The sequence below is a fragment of the Vallitalea guaymasensis genome (assembly GCF_018141425.1).
Taxonomy (GTDB): Bacteria; Bacillota; Clostridia; order Lachnospirales; family Vallitaleaceae; genus Vallitalea; species Vallitalea guaymasensis.
Map to the genome: position 1 here is coordinate 880,358 of NZ_CP058561.1, position 21,164 is coordinate 901,521.

The window sequence follows — 21,164 nt, forward strand, 5'->3', positions numbered from 1 at the left end:
TTCTGTTATTAATCGCTCCTCCTTTCTTTCAATACTATATTTTAAGTAAATGCTACATATAACCAACCAAAGTTATTATTTATTTTGATTTTTTGTAGTATTTACACGTTTATTGAATCACATTTCGCTACACAAGTCAATGGCAAAATTTATAATATTCTATTTTTTTACACTTTATCGGTAAATATACAAAACATTTAATCAAGCATTTTCCTAAATATTCCTGATATTTTGTATTTAAAATGTTGCTATTGATTTATTACAAAAACTAATGTGTTGTAACGTTTTAATTTAATTAAGAATTGTATTAAGATACATATTTGATAATTAATTTAATTAACAAAATGCTTATCTTTAAAAAGCAGAATCTATCTACAACATAAAAAAAGAAGATTTAGACTGATAAATTTTATTCAGCTTAAATCTTCTTCTTATATAAATTTAATTTTTACCACTAATTCTTGACAACCTTACCATCTAGTATCAATACCCAAATACTCTTCTATCAAATTCTTAGCTTCATTGAATCTTTCAACATAATCCCCTGAAATGCAGTTATATCTGAAGCTATGCATATCTAATAATTTCTTTATTTGATTACTATATTTCTCACGGTCAGCTTCAATAATCTCACTTCGTGTTCCATCCTGTACAAACTCTACAGTTGGTTCAAGGAATAGTATCAAATCAAATTCATTAATATTAGTGATTGCATCTGCCAATGACGTGCATTTAGTAATTTCTTCCTTCTCAGTCAAGAGAAATCTTGAATAAAACAATGTAGTAATTGAGTCAGTATCAACAAAGAGTATTTTATTGCTATCCTTGATTGCATCCATTTCCTTGACTTTGTGACGCAAGAGTATTTCGTGAAAATCTTCCATTATCATTAATTCTTCACTTCCAGCAAATTCACAGATATCTCGTCCAACTTCCTCTACATAATTTGTATTATAGGCTAGAGCAAGGTTACGGACCAAGGTTGATTTTCCTGTACTCTCACCTCCAACAATCAATACTTTTCTTGTATAATAAGGTCTACAAACTTTGGGTATGTAATCCCAGTTATCAAATACCCATTTTCTAATATTTGTTGAACTTACTGGTACTTCATTTCTATCAAAATATACTACATCACTTTCAGGAGAATAAAGGCTTTCAAATCTATTTGTACCTAGATAATCTGTACCACAGAATACTGCATCAATAGGTTTAGCTATTGCTCTTTTTATATCTTTGGCACCTTTCTCCCAATAGTAACCAGTATTATAAGCCTCTTTATCAACAGCTTCATCTTCTATCAAAATAATCTCTATATTGGATAGATGCCTACAACAATCATTTATCCACCTGTAACGAAGCTCTTTAGTCGTTGATTCTCTTCCTTTACACCAACTGATTACTACATACAATTCCTTACACATTGATGCAGCTCTAATAATATCATGAATATGACCTATATGTAATGGATCAAAGGAACCTCCGTACATTCCAACATTATATTTCATTATTTATCCTCCTACTCTCCTTAAACCATTTAATGAACATGAAAACAGCATTAAGAAGATAGACAATCCACATGAGTAAAGTTGCAATATCTGTTCCACCATTAATATAATCAATCACCCACATATATACAGTTACTAAATCTACAACAATCCATATTATCCACTGTTCCATTAATCTTCTAACACTTAAAATCATAGCAACTATACTAAGGCAAGTAGAGATACTATCAAAGAAAGGAAGATTACCTCCTAAACTTTTCAATACAAGTCCATAACCATATATACAAGCAGCTGATATAAGTAGTAGAATAACTTCCCATTTTACAGTTAGTTTTGTTTTCTCAACTTCCTTTGTTTCTTTGTTCATATGTTTCTTCCACATGAACCATCCTACAAATTGCATAGGTACGTAATATAATCCATTCAACATAACTTCGCCATAATATTTTACTTCAAAAGCAATCCATGCATAGAGAATTGTATTCACTAGCCCAAATATGTAACAACTCATTTTACCCTTTCCAGTTAGTATTACACAAACAACACCAGTAACTCCTGCAATAATACCTCTTGCATTATCCCCCCAATACAATGATAGTGATACTATTACTGCAACTGCTAATACCATCCATATTACTTCCCATTTTTTCCATCCTGTCAGCTCATCTTTTAAAAATTCCTTTATTCTGTTCATATTCTGTCTCCCTCAATCTATAATATTTGCTTGGTCTATGTGGTTGTTTTTCTGTCATCTTATCTGTCTCTTCAACTAATTCCTTTATCTTGTTTCGAAAATTAGCCTTATATAACGTTTTGTTAAGTAGTATCTCATATACCTTCTGTAACTGAGGTAACGTAAATTCCTCTTCAACAAATTCAAAAGCTATCTTGGTATATGCTACTTTGTTTTTAATTCTCTCTATAGCGTATTTAATCATCTTCATATGGTCAAAGGCTAATTTTTCCTTAGTATCAATAAGCTTATTAACTGAATAGAGCTTGACTTCTGAAACTCTCTCTCCTTTAACTAACTTAAGCTTATGGGGTGATACTATAGCCATATAAGAGATTGATATAATTCTCATCCTAGGGTCACGCTCTATATCCCCCCATGTGAATAGCTGTTCTAAATAGATGTCACAACTACCTATCTCTTCCTTGATTGTCCTGTATGCTGCTTCCTCCAATGTTTCATCAATTCTTACGAATACTCCTGGCAATGCTAAGGAATCTTTATAAGGCATCTCATTTCTTCTAATTAAAACAATCTTCAACTCATCATCTTCTATTGTAAAAATCAACAAATCAACTGTCACGGAAGGTTTTTCATACTGTTCTTTATTATAAGTATTCAAAAATTCTTGTTCATGATTTTCTTCATTCATACAAATGGCTCTCCTTTCTAAAAGGTAGTTAGTAGTATATTTATACTAACCATCTTTATAATAGTATACTTTTACTACTAAGTCAACATTTATTAATAATTTTCATAACAAATTATACATTCAATAAAAAAGGATAACCTTCAATAATTGACAAATTTTCATCAAACTATTAAATGTTATCCTTAATCTATTACTTTATATTCTAACCTATCTTTATACAAGCTAATTATTATTCTTACTTATCATTACTTAGCCTTCTTAAAAGTAAAATCGCATTTATCAGCTCCCATACCAAGAGCACCTTCACGATAAAAGTCTATCTTTGTAAATACATCAAAATTGATGTCATCACATTCACAGAAAGCTCTACACAACTCAGGGCATCCGTTCTCTACAGTAGCATCATACCATAAACACTTATGGACATGTGCAGTGAAACTCTTGCTATCATCATGGATCAATTCTGATTCCCAATTTCCACCTTTTAAGAGACTATTAATAATATTCTTCTTGAATATTCTATAAAAGAAAGGTATTTTTTCCATTCTTCTAAATTGCTTTTTCATTCTTGCACATACAACATCTACCATATACTCTTTTACAATATCATAAGACTTCTGTTGCTCAATACCAGATTCCTGCAGTATTTGATAAAGTGCTATTCTAGGCATAATCGTATTTCTGAGTGTTTTCATCTGTTTCTCGGTTTTTCCTCTTGTCTTGTTCAGAAGCTCCTCTAATCGTGCTTGTTGAAGAGAAAACAGATGATTACCCTTATCTTCTCCAAATTTCTCAACTAAGAAAGCATTCATATAATCCTCCTATTCTTAAATTGTCATCAATAATACAACCCATAATTTTCATAAAAAATATTATTAATAACGATTCATCTTTACCAATTTTTTTATATTATTCTATATAAAACAAGTATAAATGATATCCATTATCATTTATACTACATAACAGCAAAAAAAATACACATTTCAGCCGAAACTAATTTGTGTATTTATTGCTCTCTATTTGAACTAGAATTTTTACGATATTCAGAAGGCAAATACCCAAAAAAATTCTTAAAACTTTCAGAATATCTACTGGCTGACGAAAATCCAGTCATACTTGCAATTTCAGTTATTTTTAAATTTCTATTGTCTAGTAAATCCTTTGACTTGCTAAGTCGTATTTTTATTACATATTTATGAGGTGAAATATCAAAGGAGTCTTTAAATATCTCTTTCAAGTATGTCTTATTAATATTATGGAGTTGAGCAATTTCCTCCAAGCTAATTTTCTTATTCCAGTTCTCATCTAGATAATTCTTTACTTCATATACTCGTTTAATATAGTATTGATCGTACTCTTTTCTTTTTACATCAACATATTTTGCATGATGTGTCATACCATGATACATTATTTCCAAAGCTTTCAACTTGATTAGATAGTTATTATTATCTTTTACACTCTCGAATAACTCCAAAAATAACTTTTCAAGTATCAAATTATTCTTATAGACCAGTCCTCCATCTATACTTTTCATATGTGAATAGTAATCCTTGACTATTGTATCGTCCTTAAAAAAGCCTAAGAAGAACCTTTGAATACACTCGTAATATCCAAATATACTTATTGAAACCAAGTTTTTATAGTCTCCATCAAAACTGGAAAACTGATTATTGCCTGCAAAGTTAAAAATATCACCTTTTTTGACTATTATTGACTTCTTGTCATTAATATTCATTATGGCATTTCCTTCAAGCATTTGATACATAGTGATTATGTCTTTATTAAACTTCACATCAGAGTTATCAATATAATGGAAATAGCAATCTGAATATTCAACGAAAATCCCTTCTTCAATAGTAATGAAAAGGATTTTACCTTTACCATATTGTTCTTTTACTATACATTCTATTATGTCTTCCGTTACATTTTTGATATCATATAATTTAAATAACATGGGATCATTCATGACTTGCTCTAGATTATTATTTATCATTTTTTACCTCTTGTAATTTAATCTATTAGTTTCTTATATAGTTCAATATTGAGCATTTCTAAATATTAGAGATTATATTTCTTGTATACTTCAGGTTTTCTATCTAATATAAAATTCCTTTGTTTCATTGAGGTTTTTGAATAATTTTGTTTTTCTACTTCAAATATCAACATATCTTCATTATTACTAGAATTACAATCAATCATATCTCCACTTGGATTATAACAAATCATACCTCCACCACCTTGGTAAAAGATAAGATTGTTAGCCGCAATATAGACACGGTTGTCATAAGCTCTTGCCACCAAGTATTTTTTCCATGCCTCTATTCTTTTACTAGGGTCATTTGGAACTGCAGAGGGAGCTAAGATTAAATCTGCACCTGATAATGCCATATAAGTACATAATTCAGGAAAATGTGTATCGTAGCACATCATAATTCCAAAAGTCAATTCTTTCTTAGTGAACACTTTGATTTCTTCCCCTGCCGCAACAAAACGACTTTCTTTAGAACCTATATGAATCTTGTTATAACTTCTTATTGAATCATCTATGATATATTGAGCTAAGTAGTATCTATCTGTCACTTTTTCAATACCACCAATAACTATAGTCATATTATCTATCTTTGCTTTTCCTTGTAAGAGATTAAGATATTTTTTCTGTTGATTCACTTGCCATTCCAAGTTATCAAAGTTATAACCATTAAAAGCCATTTCTGGAAAACATATAAGCTGGGCTTCTTGTTCTTTGGCTTCATCAATAAATGATATTATTGTCCTCATATTATTTTCAATTTCATTAATCACTGGTTTTGTCTGTACAATTGCTATTTTCATTATCGAATGATTCCTATTGTGAAGTATGGAACTTTTTCATCCAGATAATTGATATCTGTGGTAAAATGCTCATTATCAAGTCCAATATTAGACATAAAAATAGCATTTCTCTTTCCTTGTTCAATTAGATTTTTTAATAATTTTTGATTAGTACATACCTTCATAACAACAATACTATCGTGGAGGTTGAATACTTGTTTTATTGTATCTTCATCATCTGTCATATTTACAACAGCCATTGATTCTTTTCCTATGCAAAGGGGACTTTTACTTAACGCTGCTCCATTAAGGAATGATGGTATACCAGGAATATACTGAACCCCATCTAAATACTGACTGATATATGTAAATGTACTGTAGATCATAGGATCACCAAGGGTAAGATAAACCATCTTTTTACCTTCTTGTAACTGACGATTAATTTTTTCCCCATTTCCCTTGAAAATAGTATCAACATAGTTTTTGTTTTCATCACAATCTATCATTGGAAAATATAAGTACTGTACCTTATCCATATCTTCTATATATGGTTTTGCAATACTAAGAGCCGTGCTATTAGTTGATCCTTCTTTTTTTACTGGTACTAGAATAACATCTGCTTCTTTAATCATACGTACTGCTTTTATCGTTAATAATTCACTATCTCCAGGTCCTACTCCAATTACAGTTAGTTGCATTAGTATTCTTCCTCTCTATATTTAATAATATTTCAAACTTATTATTTATATCATTATATCAATTATCACAGCAGTTTTGTATTATTATATTATCAAAAACTTATATTCAATAAAAATATATATTGATATAACATACAAAATCATAGCTAGTACATCATTTTTTTTGATTTCAGGATTTTTGTACATGTATAATATTGCAAATAATAATCCTAACAAACTTAACACAGTATTACTATACCTAGTGATTGTCAAGTGGATAGATTGAACATTATAAGTGGATAAACATCCAAAGAAAAAATATCCAGATTGCAATACCATTATAATAAATGTAATAGATATGCCCATTCTAAGCAAGCATTTTCTTTTTTGTTTACGGTTTCTGTTTCCTCTATATTTTTTGACTCCAAGTATAAATGATATGACAAAATATAGAATACTAATACTCAATAGCACTATTCTCAATATAATATAAAAAAACGTCCTATTATTAGGTGCTGGTACATAATCATGAGCTATTCGATAATTAATAATCATCTTATCATCATTTTTCTTAAAACGAATTATACGTTCTTGCAACGGCATATCAGGGTTATAAAAAATACCGTCACCCTTATACTCATATATAGCTTTTTTCTTGAAGAATGGCATTTTAAGACTAATTCTCTCTTCATCCACCTGCCTGATGCTAATAAGCTGCAAGTCTCCATATATCTTTGTAGGATTTGAATATACTGATCTTGCTGGTATATAATCACCTACAATACTTTTAATCTCGTATTTGTCTAGAGGAATACTCCCCTTATCTTCATATAATTCTATAGGTTCTAATGAAGTCATTATCTCTGAAAATATCAGTGAATCCATTGCATTTACTATGATCGTTATGGATTCTTTCGTTTTCAGATTGAACCAAATTTGAGTCTTAAAACCATATGTACCACCTTCGTGACCATATATGCTGTCTTTTCCTGGATATCTCCAAAAGCCATATTTTACTTCACCTTGACCAGTTAGTGTAACACTAGATAATAATTCATCTAAAAATACTTTGTTGTCTTTGAATAATAACTCTGAACGATTAGCTAAAGCATCTGCATATTTTGCCAAATCCAATGCAGTACCATTAAATGACCCTGCTGGAAAGACGCTTAGATGCATCCAGCCTGCATCTTCTAACCCATTTTTCTTTTTACTGTACCCTGTAGCTTTGTTCTCATATAAACCTGATATATCTTTTCCAAAGGGATGTATACTCACCTCTTCTAATTCTAAAGGAATCAGTATGTTTTTTCTTACATATTCCGAATATTCCATTTCTGAGCTTCTTTCTACTATAAGTGCGCCCAATGCCGCACCCCAATTAGAATATCCACTTAATTCACCTGGTTCATATACCTGAAGAGGCTGTTTATCCATTAATGTCTTTGATAGAGGTTGAAATGCTTCCTTATCTGTCATTCTAATATCATTAAAATAATCTTCAAATCCAGCTGTATGATTCATTAAATCAAGTACTGTGACTTTTGATTCATATTTTAAGTTTTTCAAAAAATCTTTTGGTAAATACGCTCTTACATCCTCATCAAACTTTATTATACCCTTCTCTTCCAATTGGATTAAACTTATCCATATGAAGGTCTTTGATATTGAACCCCATTCAAATACTGTTTTGTCCAACTCAATACTTTTCTTATCCTCTAGATTTGCATATCCATAAGCCTTTTGAAACATGGTTTCCCCATTCTTCTTGACTATGACACACGCTCCTGGCACATCATTTCCTATATGTTCTTTAACTATTTCATCTATTTTATTAAAATTAGATTCACCATATGAAGCCCTAGCAACCATATAAAATAAATTGAACATCATGCATATCATAATTAATCCAAATGTAACCTTTTTTAAGTTCATGTCAACCTCCTTTGATAATCTCCCAAAATATAGCACTGATATATATCGGTGCTATATTATCACATTTGAAAATGAATGTCAATATCGTTTATGCAATGATACTGTTTATTTAGTATGGCAATAAACTTCAATTACAATTGGCACATCCATCAAAATAAATATATGCTACTTTTTGAGGACATTGATAGTATGTAATACCATTTTCATTGGTAACACGTTGATTAAAGGTATCTATCAGATAATCAGCATCCAAATCATAACTTCCAGCAATTTCTTTCAGTTCTTCATAATTGGATTGAATGTTATCAATCTTAATCTTTTTATGAACATCCATTATTTCCAGATTGCCATCAATACCTAAGTCATATAGAATATTCATGATATGGATATACTCTTGACGACGAAGAATACCTTTTTTGTTGGTACTATTCAATATTTCATCATATTTACTTCGCTGCATTGTCCATACAAAAACCACTTTTTCTCTTGCAAAAGAACGTATTTTTTTTATAGCTACTTTCATATCCGATATCCTATATATAGCATTTACAGAATATACACTATCCACGTTATAGTTTTCCATATCTTCTATTTTTCCATGAACCGTATGAATATTGGTTAAATCTCCAATTTTGCATTGTAACTTCTGTAGCATATCTTTTGAAAAGTCAATAGCTGTAACTTGTTTTTGCTTTAATGCCATTGGTAATGTAAATTTGCCTGTTCCTGCTCCAAATTCTATAACGTCTTTTTGGGTACCAATGATATCAACTAACTTGTCAAAAGTTTCTGGCCAGTAATCATACAATGATGGAATGGTATCGTAAATAAGGGAATACTTTTCCCAAAATTCCTTTTCTATCTTATCATCATGAGCTCTTTTATAAGCAATTTCACCGCTGCATCCAAGTGTTTCTCGCCACATATCATTAGTATCCTTCTTCAATTGACTTATATATAAACTATTGTTCATCAAAACCTCCATCAGTAAAAGTATTCAAAACTCTCGATTAGATTTTTTGTATAGGTACTTTTAGGTTGCTCAATAACTTCCTTTATAGTGCCTTCTTCTATTATTTGCTTGTTGTCAATAATAATAATCTTATCGCACACATGACTTACTAATTCAATATCATGGGATACAAAAACAAATGTCATTTTCTCTTTTTCTTGAACCCTTAGGAGAAAATCAATAATCTCTGCTTGAACAGATACATCCAGCATTGATGTAGGTTCATCCATAATCAATACTTTAGGTTTGAGTAGCAAACATCTGATAATTGAAAGCCGCTGTGCTTCTCCCCCGCTAATCTGATATGGATAACGGTCCATTAACTTAGCATCCACTAAAAACACATTAAGTAACCTCTTGATTTCCTTACTATAATCTCTATGGTGAATACGTCCAACTTCTTCTAACTGATAACCTATCTTCCTTTTTTCATCAAAACTGCTTTGAGGGTGCTGAAAAACCATCTGCACCACCTTGCTCTTTTCTTTTCTTCTATATTCTGTTGTTTTTACACCATTAAGGTAGATTTGACCTTTTCTGGGTATGGCAAGTCCAGTAATCAGCCTTGCTAATGTAGATTTGCCACTTCCACTATCACCAACGATTCCAACCTTAGTCCCCGATTCAACAGTAAAATTAATATCTTCTAATACTTCTCTTTTCTTAAATCTCATGGATACATTATCTACTTTAATCATATGCACAACATCGTACCTTTCCACCAGGAATTCTTTTCATCTCAATCGTTGAATCTATACATTTGGTATTACGTTGGTTACATCTAGTATAAAATTTACACTTGGACGTATTTTCCTTGCTATCTGGGGGATTAATTGGTACCATGCCTTTTCTAATTGTTGAACCTATCAATCCTTTTGTATAGGGGTGTCTTGGATTGTTAATCACATCTTTGCTATATCCCATTTCAACAACCTGCCCTTTATACATAACAACGATTTCATCACAAAATTTTCCTGCAAAATACAAGTCATGGGTTATGATAATCATACTTGATGTATAATTCTTCTTTACTTTTATAAGGTTTTCATAGACTATTTTTCTAAGTTTGGCATCAAGACCTTTTGTAGGTTCATCAGCAATAACAAAATCAGGATTGCAGATAATACCTATGATACATAGTATCCTCTGATTCATGCCTCCACTAAGCTGAAAGGGATAGGATTTCATTATCTTATCAATATCCTTGAAGCCAAATTGTTTTAAGTATGATCTGACTTTTTCCTTTGCCTCTTGTTTACTTATGTTGGTATGGGTCAACAAGGATTCTATGAGCTGTCTTTGAATGGTCAATATGGGGTTTAGTGATAAATCTGGATTTTGAGGAATAAACCCGATCTGACTACCTCGTATTTTTTTTATTTGTGCCTTTGATAGTTTCATATGATCTTGTCCATTATAAAAACACTGTCCTGTAACAATTGCCTCATTGGACAATAAGCGTAGTATGGACATACCTAGTAATGATTTGCCACTTCCTGTTTCACCAATTATTCCTGTCACAACATCCTTGGGAAAAGTGATGCTTACATCATCAACACCTTGTACTTTTCCATATTTAGTATCAAAGGTAACACTAAGATTAGTTATATCAATATTAGAAGTCTTCATTCCTAAGTCCTCCTACATCCATTCTATCTCTGATGCCGTCACCTATACTATGTACTGACCATACAAACGCTATAATACAAAACCCTGGTGCTAAAACCAGTTGTAAATGACTTCTAAAATATGGTCTTGCATCATTAATCATAATAGCCCAATCAGGTTGTGGGGGACTTAGACCTAATCCTAAATAGCTAAGAGCGGCAACCCCTAACACAACCCCGCCTATCTTTGATACAAAAACAATAATCAAGCTATCAGATATATTAGGCAAAATGTGCTTTAAGATAATCAGTGAATCAGACCCTCCTATATTCTTGAGATTATCAATAAAGTACTCATTCTTAACATTCATGACTTCTACTCTTATAAGCCTTGAAAATGATACCCATGAATTGACCACAATGGCTATAATCAAACTTCTCATGGATGGTCCAAGTATACCTACTAGAGCAATCATAATACTTGTCCCTGGTAATCCCATGAATATATTTGAAACAGATGTAATGAATGAATCTAATGCACCACCATAATATCCTGCTAATGCGCCAATGATTATACCAAGACACATAGATAATATGGTTGCAATCAATGCCAGTAAAAGGGATTGTCTTCCACCATACAATACTCTACTAAAGGTATCTCTCCCCAGAGAATCTGTACCCAGCAGATGTGTCTGGCTTGGTGGTTCCAATTTTGATTTCATATCTACTGCCAAGGGGTCGTATGGAGCAATTATTGGTGCTAATATACTCAATAAAATAATCAGTATCAAAACACTTAGAGGTATTTTTATTTTCATATTAGCACTCACTTTCTTTTATTTTAGGATTTATAGCAAAATATAATAAGTCAAGACCTAAGTTCACGAGTATATAGGTGGTTCCTGTCAATATGACATATGCCTGAATAACATAGTAGTCCCTTGCATAGATGGATTCAATAGCATAACTGCCTATTCCTGGAAGGGCAAAAATACTTTCAACAATACTTGAACCACCTAGAATAGCTGCAAAATATAAGCCTAGATAAGTAGAAACTGGTATAATTCCATTTTTAAATATATGGATGATTCCTATAGTATAACTTCTAAGCCCTTTAGCATTTGCAAGTACAATAAATTCTTTTGATAATACTTTCAGAAAACTGGCTCTTGTAAGCCTTGCAATAAAACCAATACTTGTAAGGGATACAACAATTGAAGGTAAAATCAATGATTTCTCTGATTCATAACCACTTGTTGGCAAAATTTGTAATGTCTCAGCAAATATGGTAATAAGAATTATTGCAAGCCAAAAATTTGGTATAGATGATATAAGTGTACAAAAGAATCTTAAAGAACTATCTATAAAACTGCCTCTAAATAATGTCATGATGACACCTATCAATATACCAAACATACTTGTAAGTATAAAACCATACATTGCAAGCTTAAGAGTAATAGGTAATCTCCTCGCTAATTCTTCTCCAATGGATTCCCCAGTATATATACTTTGTCCAAAATCAAGTTTAATCACTTTTTTTAACCAATTAAAATATTGTTTATGTACAGGTAAATCCAAACCAAGCTCATGTTGTTTCTCTTCTATTTCCTCATCACTAGGTTCTGTTATACCATCCCTTGTAAGAGAAATATATGCAGGATCTCCTGGAGACAATACACCTAGTAGAAAAGCTGCTAATGTGATACCTATAAGTACAGGAATCACATTTAGCATCTTCTTTAATATATAGCTACCCATTACTCAGCCCATTTTGTCTTTTCAAGAGATACGCCGTAATACATAGCTTCGTAGCCTTCAATTTTTTTGTTGTAAGCAATTAAGTTCACATCATTAAAATATGGAACAGCTGGAAATTCATTGACTGAATACCCTTGAATCTTTTTATATATTTCCTTACGCTTATCCATATCTGTTTCGTTTTCAACATCAGTTATTAATGTATCTACTGTTTTATTGGAATAGCCAAAATTCCATCTTTTATTTAATCCATTGTCAGTTTTCATCATAGTTTTAAACAGAGTGTTTGGCTCAGCACTGGATAATCCTTTTATCTTTAAGCTGATATCAAAATCACCAGCCTTAACCACATCATTCCATGCTGAACTTTCAAGAATTGTAATCTCAGCATCTATTCCCAGTTCACTAAGTTGAGACTGCAATAACTGAGCTTCTTCTTTGTTTGGGTATCTATCCAGCTCACCTTGTCTTAAAACGAAAGAAACCTTCACTCTTTCATCACCAAGGACTTCTTTTGCCAATTTTTTTGCCTTTTCAACATCATGTTCAATATCAAATTCTTTATAGAAAGGAGTACATGCATTAAGTACATTTACTGTAGGTTCACCTAAACCTGCATAAAAACTATCAATAATCAATTGTCTATCAATTAATAAACTGACTGCCTGTCTTAACCTTAGATCATTAAAAGGCTCTTTGTTACCATTCAAAAGTATGTAATGGGTAATTGTACTTGGTGTGTGTGATATGCCAAATCGATTGTCTTTTATTAATTCCATAGCCATCACAGGCTGAATAGCCCCAAGATCGATAACACCCATTACCTCTTCTGCTTTTAATGCAGCAAATCGTGTATCAGGTGATGGGATAACTTTTATTTTAATTCTTTCAGCTAATGCTTTTTCACCATAATAATCATTGTTTTTCTCGATTACACAATACTCATCAAGAACATTTTCAGTTAATTTGAAAGGTCCAGTTCCCATAGGAAAACCATTGAAATTACCTTCCTCATCAAAATTATTAGGGCTGAACATAGCACTACCAAAATCAGTCATTGAATAATCCAATGTTGGCAAAGGATTTTCAAAGACTAATTCTATTGTATAATCATCTTTTTTATTCACTTCAAGCAGCCCTGGATATGTTCTGTTAATATCCATCCCATAAAAACTTGAAGACTTTTTCCCTAGTTTCATTCTATCAAAATTAGCAATGACAGCATCTGCATTAAACACTTCTCCATCATGGAACTTGACATCTTCTCTTAACTTGAATGTCCATACAGTATAATCTTCGTTTGCAGAATAACTTGCTGCAAGTTTTGGCTTAGGACCATAATCTGAACCTTTTGTAATAAGTGGTTCCCATACCATCAATGCAGAACTACAGTAATAGGCATCTTTTTCTCCAGGTGCAATATTCCTTGTTCCTGCTAGTACAATCTCTTTGGATTGGTCAATTAACACTTCTTCATTCACCGGCTTCACTGAATCTGTGTTATCTTCTGCACCATTATCTACATTTGCTGATCCTGATTTTTGTTCTTCTTGTAGATTTTGGTCCGCCTTTATGTCTTGATTATTCTTACATCCTGTAATCATCATAATGAGAACCAAAAAAGTTACTAATACTGCTCTTTTTTTCATTGTTTTCTCCTCTTCCTTATTTTTATATTTTATATGGGACTCCTTATCCTAATATAGAGACTCCACATTAAAACAATTTGGTGAAAGAGGATATAAAACAATTTAATTCTTTTAATAAAAAAAGCCCTTAACAAACGTTAAGAGCCTTTAACCCATTTATAAAAGCAACTAAAATGATAAGTACGAATTTTATCCCCTTTCGACTAATCTAACAATATTAAGGCAGGTCTCCTGACTCGTAGTATAAAACATAACATCATTACTACTTACAGTGGTGGGTCCGTGTCAGACTTTAACTGACTTTCCTATTCTCCTTATTGCTAAGGCACCTTAATATATTTATATTCAATTTTAATTTTCTTACTTTGTATGTCACTAACATTATACCTTCAAAAATCAAAGAACACAATAGTTATTAATAAATTATCTATTCTATATTGCTTTATTATCTTTATCAAATCTTACCAATTCATCATTTTCAAGACCTTCGTTGAATCTTAGATAGATTCTACTCTCATCTTCATCTACATAAACTTTTGCATTCTTATATCCATCTTTATTTGCTTGAAAATTTTGTGTTGGCATTTCACAACTATTAATTGTTTCACTAATTGTTCCTACATATGTTATTGATTCCAGCATATTATTATATGGATATGATTTTGGCAATTCTGTAGATATACCATATAGGTTGCTGTCATACATTACATATGGTTTTTTAACAATTTTACTTTTACCTTTTACTTTATTATTCATTAGGATCTATAATTTGCTCCAATCATATATTGTAGTATCCCACTTAAAACTTGCTGAAGGATCTACTGTATATACTTTTGTATCCATTGGCATTGTTTCATAGTATTTATACCAAGGATTCCATATTGAATAAGTGTTGTTAGTTTTATCATAACCTCTAAGCACTAATGCATGTCTAGCTCCTTCGTAATCTCCTCTTCCTTGGCATCCTATATACATTGGCTGAGAGTTGTCTATTTGTGATACAACTGAACTAAGTGATAATGTATATGATCTCCTTCTTGGGTAAAGACCTTTCCTCTGTGCATATCTGATAAGTTGATAGTTAGTGATATACTCGTCTTCTAATTTTTCACTATTTGGATGATAATATTTCATTATATCTTTTGCGAATACATTAGTATGAGTCTTGTATCTAATTATTGCAGCTCCAGCAAAAGCTGAACACCATGATTGTTGCCCTTGAGTCTCAGCTAAATCAAGAGATAGATTATTAGAAGATACACTATCCAAAGAGAATAATTGTCTTTTTGAAGTATGTAAACCTTTAATAATATTTTTATCATTTTTTTCATTTATGTTTACTGTAATATTACTATAGTTTTCATTATTTATTGAGTAATTGTTAACCCTTCTACCTAGAGGGTCCTTTTTAATTGTAGTAATCTTATCGTTAATTACTGTTACTACATTTCCATTATTCATAGCTAATCTTGCAGGACTATTTGTTGTTGTTTTACCACTAACACTTAAAAGTTCCTTTACTAAATAAGGAGATAATATACCTGTAATATTTCCATCTACTTCATACACTCTAAATGTATATTTAAGATGTCCTTTTTGAAATACAGGAAAATAAAACACATCAAGATCGGATACATTTTCTTTTTCTATACTGAATACCTGTCCTATTGTAATATCTTCTAAACTAATTTCACCTTCATTGGATTTAGAGTTTAGGAAATTGTTAATATTATTATTAACATAATTATGTATATTCTGAGGGCACTCCTTAGTTAAAAGATATACACCCAAATCACTTGCATTACTAACTATTGTAGTAGATATAACTAGACATGCTGCTAATAATAGACTTAAAATTTTTTTCATTCATTCTTCCTCCCTATTCTAATTATTACTTTATAATATAACCTACTTGTTGCCGGTTACATTTCAACTTAATATATATGTGAACATAATTTATGTTGATTCTTGTAACTTGAATGTATCTAGAAATGTCATTTTACATTTATCTTCTATCACCCCTTTCATTAATACATTATACAATTAATTTTTTAAATAATTTGTAGATTTGTGTTAATAATGTATTATTTTTAATATTTTTAGTATAAATACTATTATTAATATACATTTTAATGTTAAATATAGTACTAACTTTAATATTATAATTTAATTATACATATTTTAAATATGTAATAATTTTCAATATTAAAATAAGTAATACTTACCTAAATGGTGGATTTTTATTATTAGATATTAAAAAACGCCCATCAGGGCGTTTTATTGAGATAAGAATATGTTATACTATACATTTCTATCATGTTATAACTTGAAAAGTTTCAAGGCTTTATCCGCTTCTATTAAAGATAGTGATTCTAATTCATGGGTATATCCTAAGATATCTTCACTAATTCCTATTATACTTGATTCCGTCTTAGCTTTTTTCAAGAATCTCTTTACTTTTGACATTTCAATTTTATAATCAAATATGGATAGAATCTTAACCTGAAAATATTCCAGATATATTTCTTTATATTCTAACCAATCCTCATAGTTTTGAATGTTTTTACATATAAGTCCAACTATATACCTTAGTGTATGATTTATCTCCTCTATGCTTGTATCGTAAATGAACTTTATGGAATCAATCTTCTTAAAAGTATATACAATGGTTTCTAGTAAATCCTCTATCATTTCCTCTGCTTGTTTATCTTCAAATAACACATATAGTTTTGATAGACTTCTATTTTTACTGAACCTCTCCTTTATAAATTGGATGAATGTTTCAAAATCCTCAACATTATTACCAAGCTCTATTTCAAATAATACTCTAAAGAAGATATTCCATTGAAAATCACTATTAATTGAAGCAATGATAGTTTCTCCCATAACTCTAGAGAATTCATCTTCTAATTCTATTTCTCTTTCAAATACTATCTCATGAGTAAAATCAATCTCATTCTCACTTATATCATTGAGTCTTGAAAATGTTTTTACCAGTGTCTTATTATAATCGTCCAAGTTTTCTGCATGATTGGACCTGAAGATATATTTCATAATGGTATCACATGATTTTCTAAAATCCACAATAAAACCAATGCTACTCTTTATCTTTATTGAAAAGATATCATAAATCATTTTTGCAAGAGTAGTTTCAATTTGATTTTTTCTAACTGATGGACTGATTGTATTTAGTTGTTTAAATTGATCATCAATAATATGTAATTGCTTATCTATCATAGAAAGATTTTCGTTTATGGACCCCATGATATCTTTGAAAAAACTGTCCCATATGGTGTAATTATTGTTTTTATATATTATCTTGTGTTCTATTTCCCCCCAAAACACATTAACAAGGGATTTTATTTGAAGTTCAAAATTAAATAATTCATCATCATATTCATAGACCCCATCTATCCTATATATTTCAAAACCATTTTTTTGTTTTTGGGGCTGTGGTCCATCCAGTTCCAGTCTAATGTTTTTGTTAAGGGAGTTATAGTAATATCCATCTGAGTGGCACATACTAAAACATCTCTTCAATATTTCATATATTTTATATTCGTCTTCAATGAATCTGCACTCTATTCTTATACCAATCAAGTCAGATAAATTGGATATAAATTCTTCTGGGGAATCATATTCCTTATAGGAATTATTTCTGATAATCTTTTCTTTTAAACTAGGAACTGATTTTACTCTTCTATTGATGTTCAAGTAACCATCGGTACTTACCTCTAATAATTCTTTTAGAAAAACTTTTATTTCATTTGATGCTATTTCCAAATCATCTGCTTTATCTTCTAAATAATTCGTCACATCATGTATAAATCCAAATAGCTTTAATTCCATAATTCCTCCTATGCATCACGAAGTGTATCTATTTTCTTGTAAATTAGTGTAGTCTTTCCCTATACTTTTATTATACAGTATAAACAATAAGTCAACCATATTTTTTTATATAAAATACTCAAAAGCAAAAAATTACCCATTTTTCCATAAAAAAAGATGACCCGCTATGAGTCACCTTACCCTTTAAAATATATATTTTCTCATTTAATACTAAGATTATATTATTAATTCTGATTGAAATACAGTAACTGCTTTATTTTCATCTTTTGAATCTTGGGTAAAAACATAATATCCATTACATTCTATGATTTCGCTCAACTGAGAGAGTGCATTATAATTGGGTTTCAGTTGATTTAATATTGTGTTGCTCTTTATGCCTATCATAACTTTTGAGTGACCTGTTGAAACAATTTGAATAGGACAATTTTCCAATAGATCATTTTCATTAATTCCCAAAGCTGATAATAGAGTTTTCTTATTTTCATCTTCAATATACATACCAAATTCTATTTTTCCCTGTGTCATAACTATTTTATAATCATCATTTTTCTTGATTATATCAACTGGTAGAATCCCTGCTCCTGACTTTTGTTTAATTCATGTAGTATCAAGGTTATTTTCAACAGCCAATGCATAGTGTGCTGCTATAGTAGCATGCCCACATATTGGAACCTCCTTAGTAGGAGTAAAATAACGTATATAAACATTATAATCTGCTGTATCTGAAGAAAAAACAAAGGCTGTTTCAGAATTGTTTAACTCTCTTGCTATTTTCTGCATATCGTTTTCAGTCAAACCATCTGCGTTAGTTATTACCCCAGCAGGATTACCTGTAAACTTATCTTTGGTAAATGAATCTATTTGATATAAACGATATTTTTTCATCAAGTTTACCTCCTAAAATAATACAATATTGTACTAAAACATTACCCCTGGATTATATAGACTTAATTACATATGTAATATATTATTTATTATAGCGTAATGGCAAAGCTGTACAAGTACGCACTTTTTTCTTAGTTACTTACTCTTAAGAAAGTGACCAGAGTTTAGAATCTTAATGAATCCAACTTAATTATTATTTCCTTCCATTCCTTAACAAGCAACCTATTGTAGTCTACTTCATTTGTATTCATATAATTTTCTAGATCTTTGTAGCATATTTTATGTTCTATCAATACTTCTTCTATCATTTTGTGTATCATCAAAATTTCAGAGTAATTAACGTCCTTTAAATCATCATGAAGTATTTCAACTAATCTATTATCAAATGTATTTTTCTTACCTGAAAAACCTGACATTCCATATGCTCTACATATCTCGTTGTATTGATCATACATTTCAAAACTAAGCTTATATATTTTTTTGTCCCGATCTTCTTGTATTTTGTCTTGTTCTAACAATCCAATGATTCCAAAATTATTTACTGCAAAACCCCATGATTCAATTACAATATTAGAATCAACATAACTTTTCAACTTATAATATTTTGAACTTAATATTATTACCAATGCACTTAGAATAACTATAACAATAGATGAAATCTTATTTTTAGAAATATATTTAATCAATCTCAACATTAAAACCCCCTTAAACCACATCATCACTTAAAATATTATCCTATATTAAATATATGCGTAAATTTACTATAATCTAGATTATAGCATATTTCCCGATATATATTAACAAAATGATATTTCCTAGTAGTCTTAATGTACAACTTTCAAGAAATTCCTTAAGTAGTCTATAATTTTGTCCATCCTTTTCCCAGGGCGAAAGAAAGCAAATGGTAAACAAAGTATAATAGTCCCAACTACAAGAACCACTACTGGCGGTAGCGAATTCATCATGGCACTAAGTTTTTCTTCTCCAAAAATTAACATTGTAATTACCATAAAAATATAATCAACATCCAAAGCAAAGAAAGAACCAATGAGCCATTTTCCAATCATAGCTATCTCATAACTTAAAAGCCACTTTAAAATCAATGCTGAATAGCCAAGAAAAATTACTAAGCTTACAATAGCTCCAATTGGCATACCATTGTCAAAACAATGACCAATCGTAACCAGAAAAAACATACTAAACATATAAAGCAAATATTGAAAAGGTTTAAGGAAAAACATTTTAATTATTGTGTCAGCAGACTTTATCTTCTTCTTATTATTATTTTTCTTATACCTCTTGTTCGATTTTTCTTCCTTTTGGTGTTTTTTATAGGAGTTTTTATAAGATGGATTCCTGAATACTTGATAAGCCAATTTTAAAAATACCTTAGACATTTCCAAGAAAATAATATTAAGATATATACCAATACATACCAATGATCCTTGATAGATTGCATATAGAATAGGATAGATTCCATGTAATACAGTAATCTGTGTAATCAACAACAAAATATATTGTCCAAATAATACTATAAGAACAGCCACAGCAGCAATATATGTAGCTAATTTTATAAATCGTGTATATATTTTATTAAGCTTTATTAGGAAGGGTCGTTGTTGAATTCCATCAATACATCTAAGTATATGAATCAATATAAGAAAAATGCTAAAACCCATAGCTATAATTACCAAGTTAGTGTATTGTTGACAATCTCTGTCGTCCAGTGCTAATAATACAAATAGGTAAGGTATATTAGCCGCCACAAAGGACATGACCCCACTACCTATCGCTACTAATGGTTGTGTCTTATACCGCACAATAGGGATAAAATGAAGAAACAAAATTACCCAGTTACAAAGAATAAAAGTAGATAAAGATTTACGAATGTCTTCCCAAATAGGATCAATTAAAGTATTATCTTTGATTCCAACAATGATAACAATTGCAAATATGGTACTTAGCAAACTCATTAAAAAATAGAAAACGATTTGACTTTCTACATTATATTCAATTTCTAATACATTTCCTTTAGATACTTTACTATGTACTTTATTAGTAATTTTTTTAAGCATATGAAACCTCCAG

19 protein-coding genes, 1 pseudogene and 1 riboswitch are annotated in these 21,164 nt (G+C 30.4%); all 20 genes and pseudogenes read right to left on the reverse strand.

Going from position 1 to position 21,164, the window contains the following annotated elements; genetic code table 11:
- Window positions 1-470: 470 nt before the first annotated feature.
- On the reverse strand, window positions 471-1,508 hold the full coding sequence (nadR, locus tag HYG85_RS03940; protein WP_212692377.1) for a multifunctional transcriptional regulator/nicotinamide-nucleotide adenylyltransferase/ribosylnicotinamide kinase NadR: 1,038 nt from the start codon (window positions 1,506-1,508) through the stop codon (window positions 471-473).
- Window positions 1,498-2,193, reverse strand: a complete 696-nt coding sequence (pnuC, locus tag HYG85_RS03945; protein WP_212693695.1) for a nicotinamide riboside transporter PnuC — start codon at window positions 2,191-2,193, stop codon at window positions 1,498-1,500. The genes nadR and pnuC overlap by 11 nt, the downstream gene beginning before the upstream one ends.
- A complete protein-coding gene (locus tag HYG85_RS03950) occupies window positions 2,171-2,893 on the reverse strand; it encodes an NUDIX hydrolase (RefSeq protein WP_212692378.1) in 723 nt (240 codons plus the stop codon). Before HYG85_RS03950 ends, pnuC begins: the two co-directional genes overlap by 23 nt.
- A gap of 245 nt (window positions 2,894-3,138) precedes the next feature.
- A complete protein-coding gene (locus HYG85_RS03955; RefSeq protein ID WP_212692379.1) occupies window positions 3,139-3,705 on the reverse strand; it encodes an L-2-amino-thiazoline-4-carboxylic acid hydrolase in 567 nt (188 codons plus the stop codon).
- Window positions 3,706-3,899: 194 nt separating this feature from the next.
- Window positions 3,900-4,886, reverse strand: coding sequence for a helix-turn-helix transcriptional regulator (locus HYG85_RS03960; RefSeq protein ID WP_212692380.1), 987 nt, complete (start codon window positions 4,884-4,886; stop codon window positions 3,900-3,902).
- A 65-nt stretch (window positions 4,887-4,951) separates the two neighbouring features.
- Complete coding sequence (locus tag HYG85_RS03965) at window positions 4,952-5,725, reverse strand: carbon-nitrogen hydrolase family protein (RefSeq protein WP_212692381.1); 774 nt, start codon at window positions 5,723-5,725, stop codon at window positions 4,952-4,954.
- Window positions 5,725-6,402, reverse strand: coding sequence for a precorrin-2 C(20)-methyltransferase (gene cobI, locus HYG85_RS03970; RefSeq protein WP_212692382.1), 678 nt, complete (start codon window positions 6,400-6,402; stop codon window positions 5,725-5,727). Before cobI ends, HYG85_RS03965 begins: the two co-directional genes overlap by 1 nt.
- A gap of 84 nt (window positions 6,403-6,486) precedes the next feature.
- The gene (locus tag HYG85_RS03975; RefSeq protein WP_212692383.1) at window positions 6,487-8,316 is read right to left on the reverse strand and encodes a serine hydrolase; all 1,830 of its coding nucleotides are present in this window, start codon (window positions 8,314-8,316) and stop codon (window positions 6,487-6,489) included.
- 127 nt (window positions 8,317-8,443) lie between these two features.
- Entirely contained in the window at window positions 8,444-9,289 is an 846-nt protein-coding gene (locus HYG85_RS03980) for a class I SAM-dependent methyltransferase (RefSeq protein WP_212692384.1), read from the reverse strand.
- 11 nt (window positions 9,290-9,300) lie between these two features.
- On the reverse strand, window positions 9,301-10,026 hold the full coding sequence (locus tag HYG85_RS03985) for an ABC transporter ATP-binding protein (RefSeq protein WP_212692385.1): 726 nt from the start codon (window positions 10,024-10,026) through the stop codon (window positions 9,301-9,303).
- Window positions 10,019-10,957, reverse strand: coding sequence for an ABC transporter ATP-binding protein (locus HYG85_RS03990; protein ID WP_212692386.1), 939 nt, complete (start codon window positions 10,955-10,957; stop codon window positions 10,019-10,021). Before HYG85_RS03990 ends, HYG85_RS03985 begins: the two co-directional genes overlap by 8 nt.
- Window positions 10,944-11,753 (reverse strand): ABC transporter permease, encoded by an 810-nt coding sequence (locus tag HYG85_RS03995; RefSeq protein WP_212692387.1) that lies wholly within the window; start codon window positions 11,751-11,753, stop codon window positions 10,944-10,946. Before HYG85_RS03995 ends, HYG85_RS03990 begins: the two co-directional genes overlap by 14 nt.
- Window position 11,754: 1 nt before the next feature.
- On the reverse strand, window positions 11,755-12,693 hold the full coding sequence (locus HYG85_RS04000; RefSeq protein WP_212692388.1) for an ABC transporter permease: 939 nt from the start codon (window positions 12,691-12,693) through the stop codon (window positions 11,755-11,757).
- The gene (locus tag HYG85_RS04005) at window positions 12,693-14,342 is read right to left on the reverse strand and encodes an ABC transporter substrate-binding protein (RefSeq protein WP_212692389.1); all 1,650 of its coding nucleotides are present in this window, start codon (window positions 14,340-14,342) and stop codon (window positions 12,693-12,695) included. The genes HYG85_RS04000 and HYG85_RS04005 overlap by 1 nt, the downstream gene beginning before the upstream one ends.
- Before the next feature lie 204 nt (window positions 14,343-14,546).
- Window positions 14,547-14,690, reverse strand: a riboswitch (cobalamin riboswitch).
- A gap of 84 nt (window positions 14,691-14,774) precedes the next feature.
- On the reverse strand, window positions 14,775-15,098 hold the full coding sequence (locus HYG85_RS04010) for a hypothetical protein (RefSeq protein ID WP_212692390.1): 324 nt from the start codon (window positions 15,096-15,098) through the stop codon (window positions 14,775-14,777).
- Window positions 15,099-15,104: 6 nt separating this feature from the next.
- The gene (locus tag HYG85_RS04015) at window positions 15,105-16,208 is read right to left on the reverse strand and encodes a C47 family peptidase (protein WP_212692391.1); all 1,104 of its coding nucleotides are present in this window, start codon (window positions 16,206-16,208) and stop codon (window positions 15,105-15,107) included.
- 453 nt (window positions 16,209-16,661) lie between these two features.
- Window positions 16,662-18,191, reverse strand: a complete 1,530-nt coding sequence (locus HYG85_RS04020) for a GTP pyrophosphokinase (protein ID WP_113671802.1) — start codon at window positions 18,189-18,191, stop codon at window positions 16,662-16,664.
- A gap of 216 nt (window positions 18,192-18,407) precedes the next feature.
- Window positions 18,408-19,076: pseudogene (locus HYG85_RS04025) on the reverse strand (PhzF family phenazine biosynthesis isomerase).
- 164 nt (window positions 19,077-19,240) lie between these two features.
- On the reverse strand, window positions 19,241-19,771 hold the full coding sequence (locus tag HYG85_RS04030; RefSeq protein WP_212692392.1) for a hypothetical protein: 531 nt from the start codon (window positions 19,769-19,771) through the stop codon (window positions 19,241-19,243).
- Window positions 19,772-19,900: 129 nt separating this feature from the next.
- Window positions 19,901-21,151: a hypothetical protein gene (locus HYG85_RS04035; RefSeq protein WP_212692393.1), complete on the reverse strand. Its 1,251-nt coding sequence runs from the start codon at window positions 21,149-21,151 to the stop codon at window positions 19,901-19,903.
- Window positions 21,152-21,164 lie beyond the last annotated feature (13 nt).

Excerpts from the sequence above, each read along its gene's own strand:
- HYG85_RS03990 (WP_212692386.1), bottom strand. The coding sequence starts at position 10,957 with ATGAAGACTTCTAATATTGATATAACTAATCTTAGTGTTACCTTTGAT.
- nadR (WP_212692377.1), bottom strand. The coding sequence starts at position 1,508 with ATGAAATATAATGTTGGAATGTACGGAGGTTCCTTTGATCCATTACAT.
- HYG85_RS03985 (WP_212692385.1), bottom strand. The coding sequence starts at position 10,026 with ATGATTAAAGTAGATAATGTATCCATGAGATTTAAGAAAAGAGAAGTA.
- HYG85_RS04000 (WP_212692388.1), bottom strand. The coding sequence starts at position 12,693 with ATGGGTAGCTATATATTAAAGAAGATGCTAAATGTGATTCCTGTACTT.
- HYG85_RS03975 (WP_212692383.1), bottom strand. The coding sequence starts at position 8,316 with ATGAACTTAAAAAAGGTTACATTTGGATTAATTATGATATGCATGATG.
- HYG85_RS03995 (WP_212692387.1), bottom strand. The coding sequence starts at position 11,753 with ATGAAAATAAAAATACCTCTAAGTGTTTTGATACTGATTATTTTATTG.
- HYG85_RS03950 (WP_212692378.1), bottom strand. The coding sequence starts at position 2,893 with ATGAATGAAGAAAATCATGAACAAGAATTTTTGAATACTTATAATAAA.
- HYG85_RS04030 (WP_212692392.1), bottom strand. The coding sequence starts at position 19,771 with ATGTTGAGATTGATTAAATATATTTCTAAAAATAAGATTTCATCTATT.
- HYG85_RS03980 (WP_212692384.1), bottom strand. The coding sequence starts at position 9,289 with ATGAACAATAGTTTATATATAAGTCAATTGAAGAAGGATACTAATGAT.
- HYG85_RS04020 (WP_113671802.1), bottom strand. The coding sequence starts at position 18,191 with ATGGAATTAAAGCTATTTGGATTTATACATGATGTGACGAATTATTTA.
- HYG85_RS04010 (WP_212692390.1), bottom strand. The coding sequence starts at position 15,098 with ATGAATAATAAAGTAAAAGGTAAAAGTAAAATTGTTAAAAAACCATAT.
- HYG85_RS03955 (WP_212692379.1), bottom strand. The coding sequence starts at position 3,705 with ATGAATGCTTTCTTAGTTGAGAAATTTGGAGAAGATAAGGGTAATCAT.
- HYG85_RS03965 (WP_212692381.1), bottom strand. The coding sequence starts at position 5,725 with ATGAAAATAGCAATTGTACAGACAAAACCAGTGATTAATGAAATTGAA.
- HYG85_RS04015 (WP_212692391.1), bottom strand. The coding sequence starts at position 16,208 with ATGAAAAAAATTTTAAGTCTATTATTAGCAGCATGTCTAGTTATATCT.
- HYG85_RS04005 (WP_212692389.1), bottom strand. The coding sequence starts at position 14,342 with ATGAAAAAAAGAGCAGTATTAGTAACTTTTTTGGTTCTCATTATGATG.
- cobI (WP_212692382.1), bottom strand. The coding sequence starts at position 6,402 with ATGCAACTAACTGTAATTGGAGTAGGACCTGGAGATAGTGAATTATTA.
- HYG85_RS03960 (WP_212692380.1), bottom strand. The coding sequence starts at position 4,886 with ATGATAAATAATAATCTAGAGCAAGTCATGAATGATCCCATGTTATTT.
- HYG85_RS04035 (WP_212692393.1), bottom strand. The coding sequence starts at position 21,151 with ATGCTTAAAAAAATTACTAATAAAGTACATAGTAAAGTATCTAAAGGA.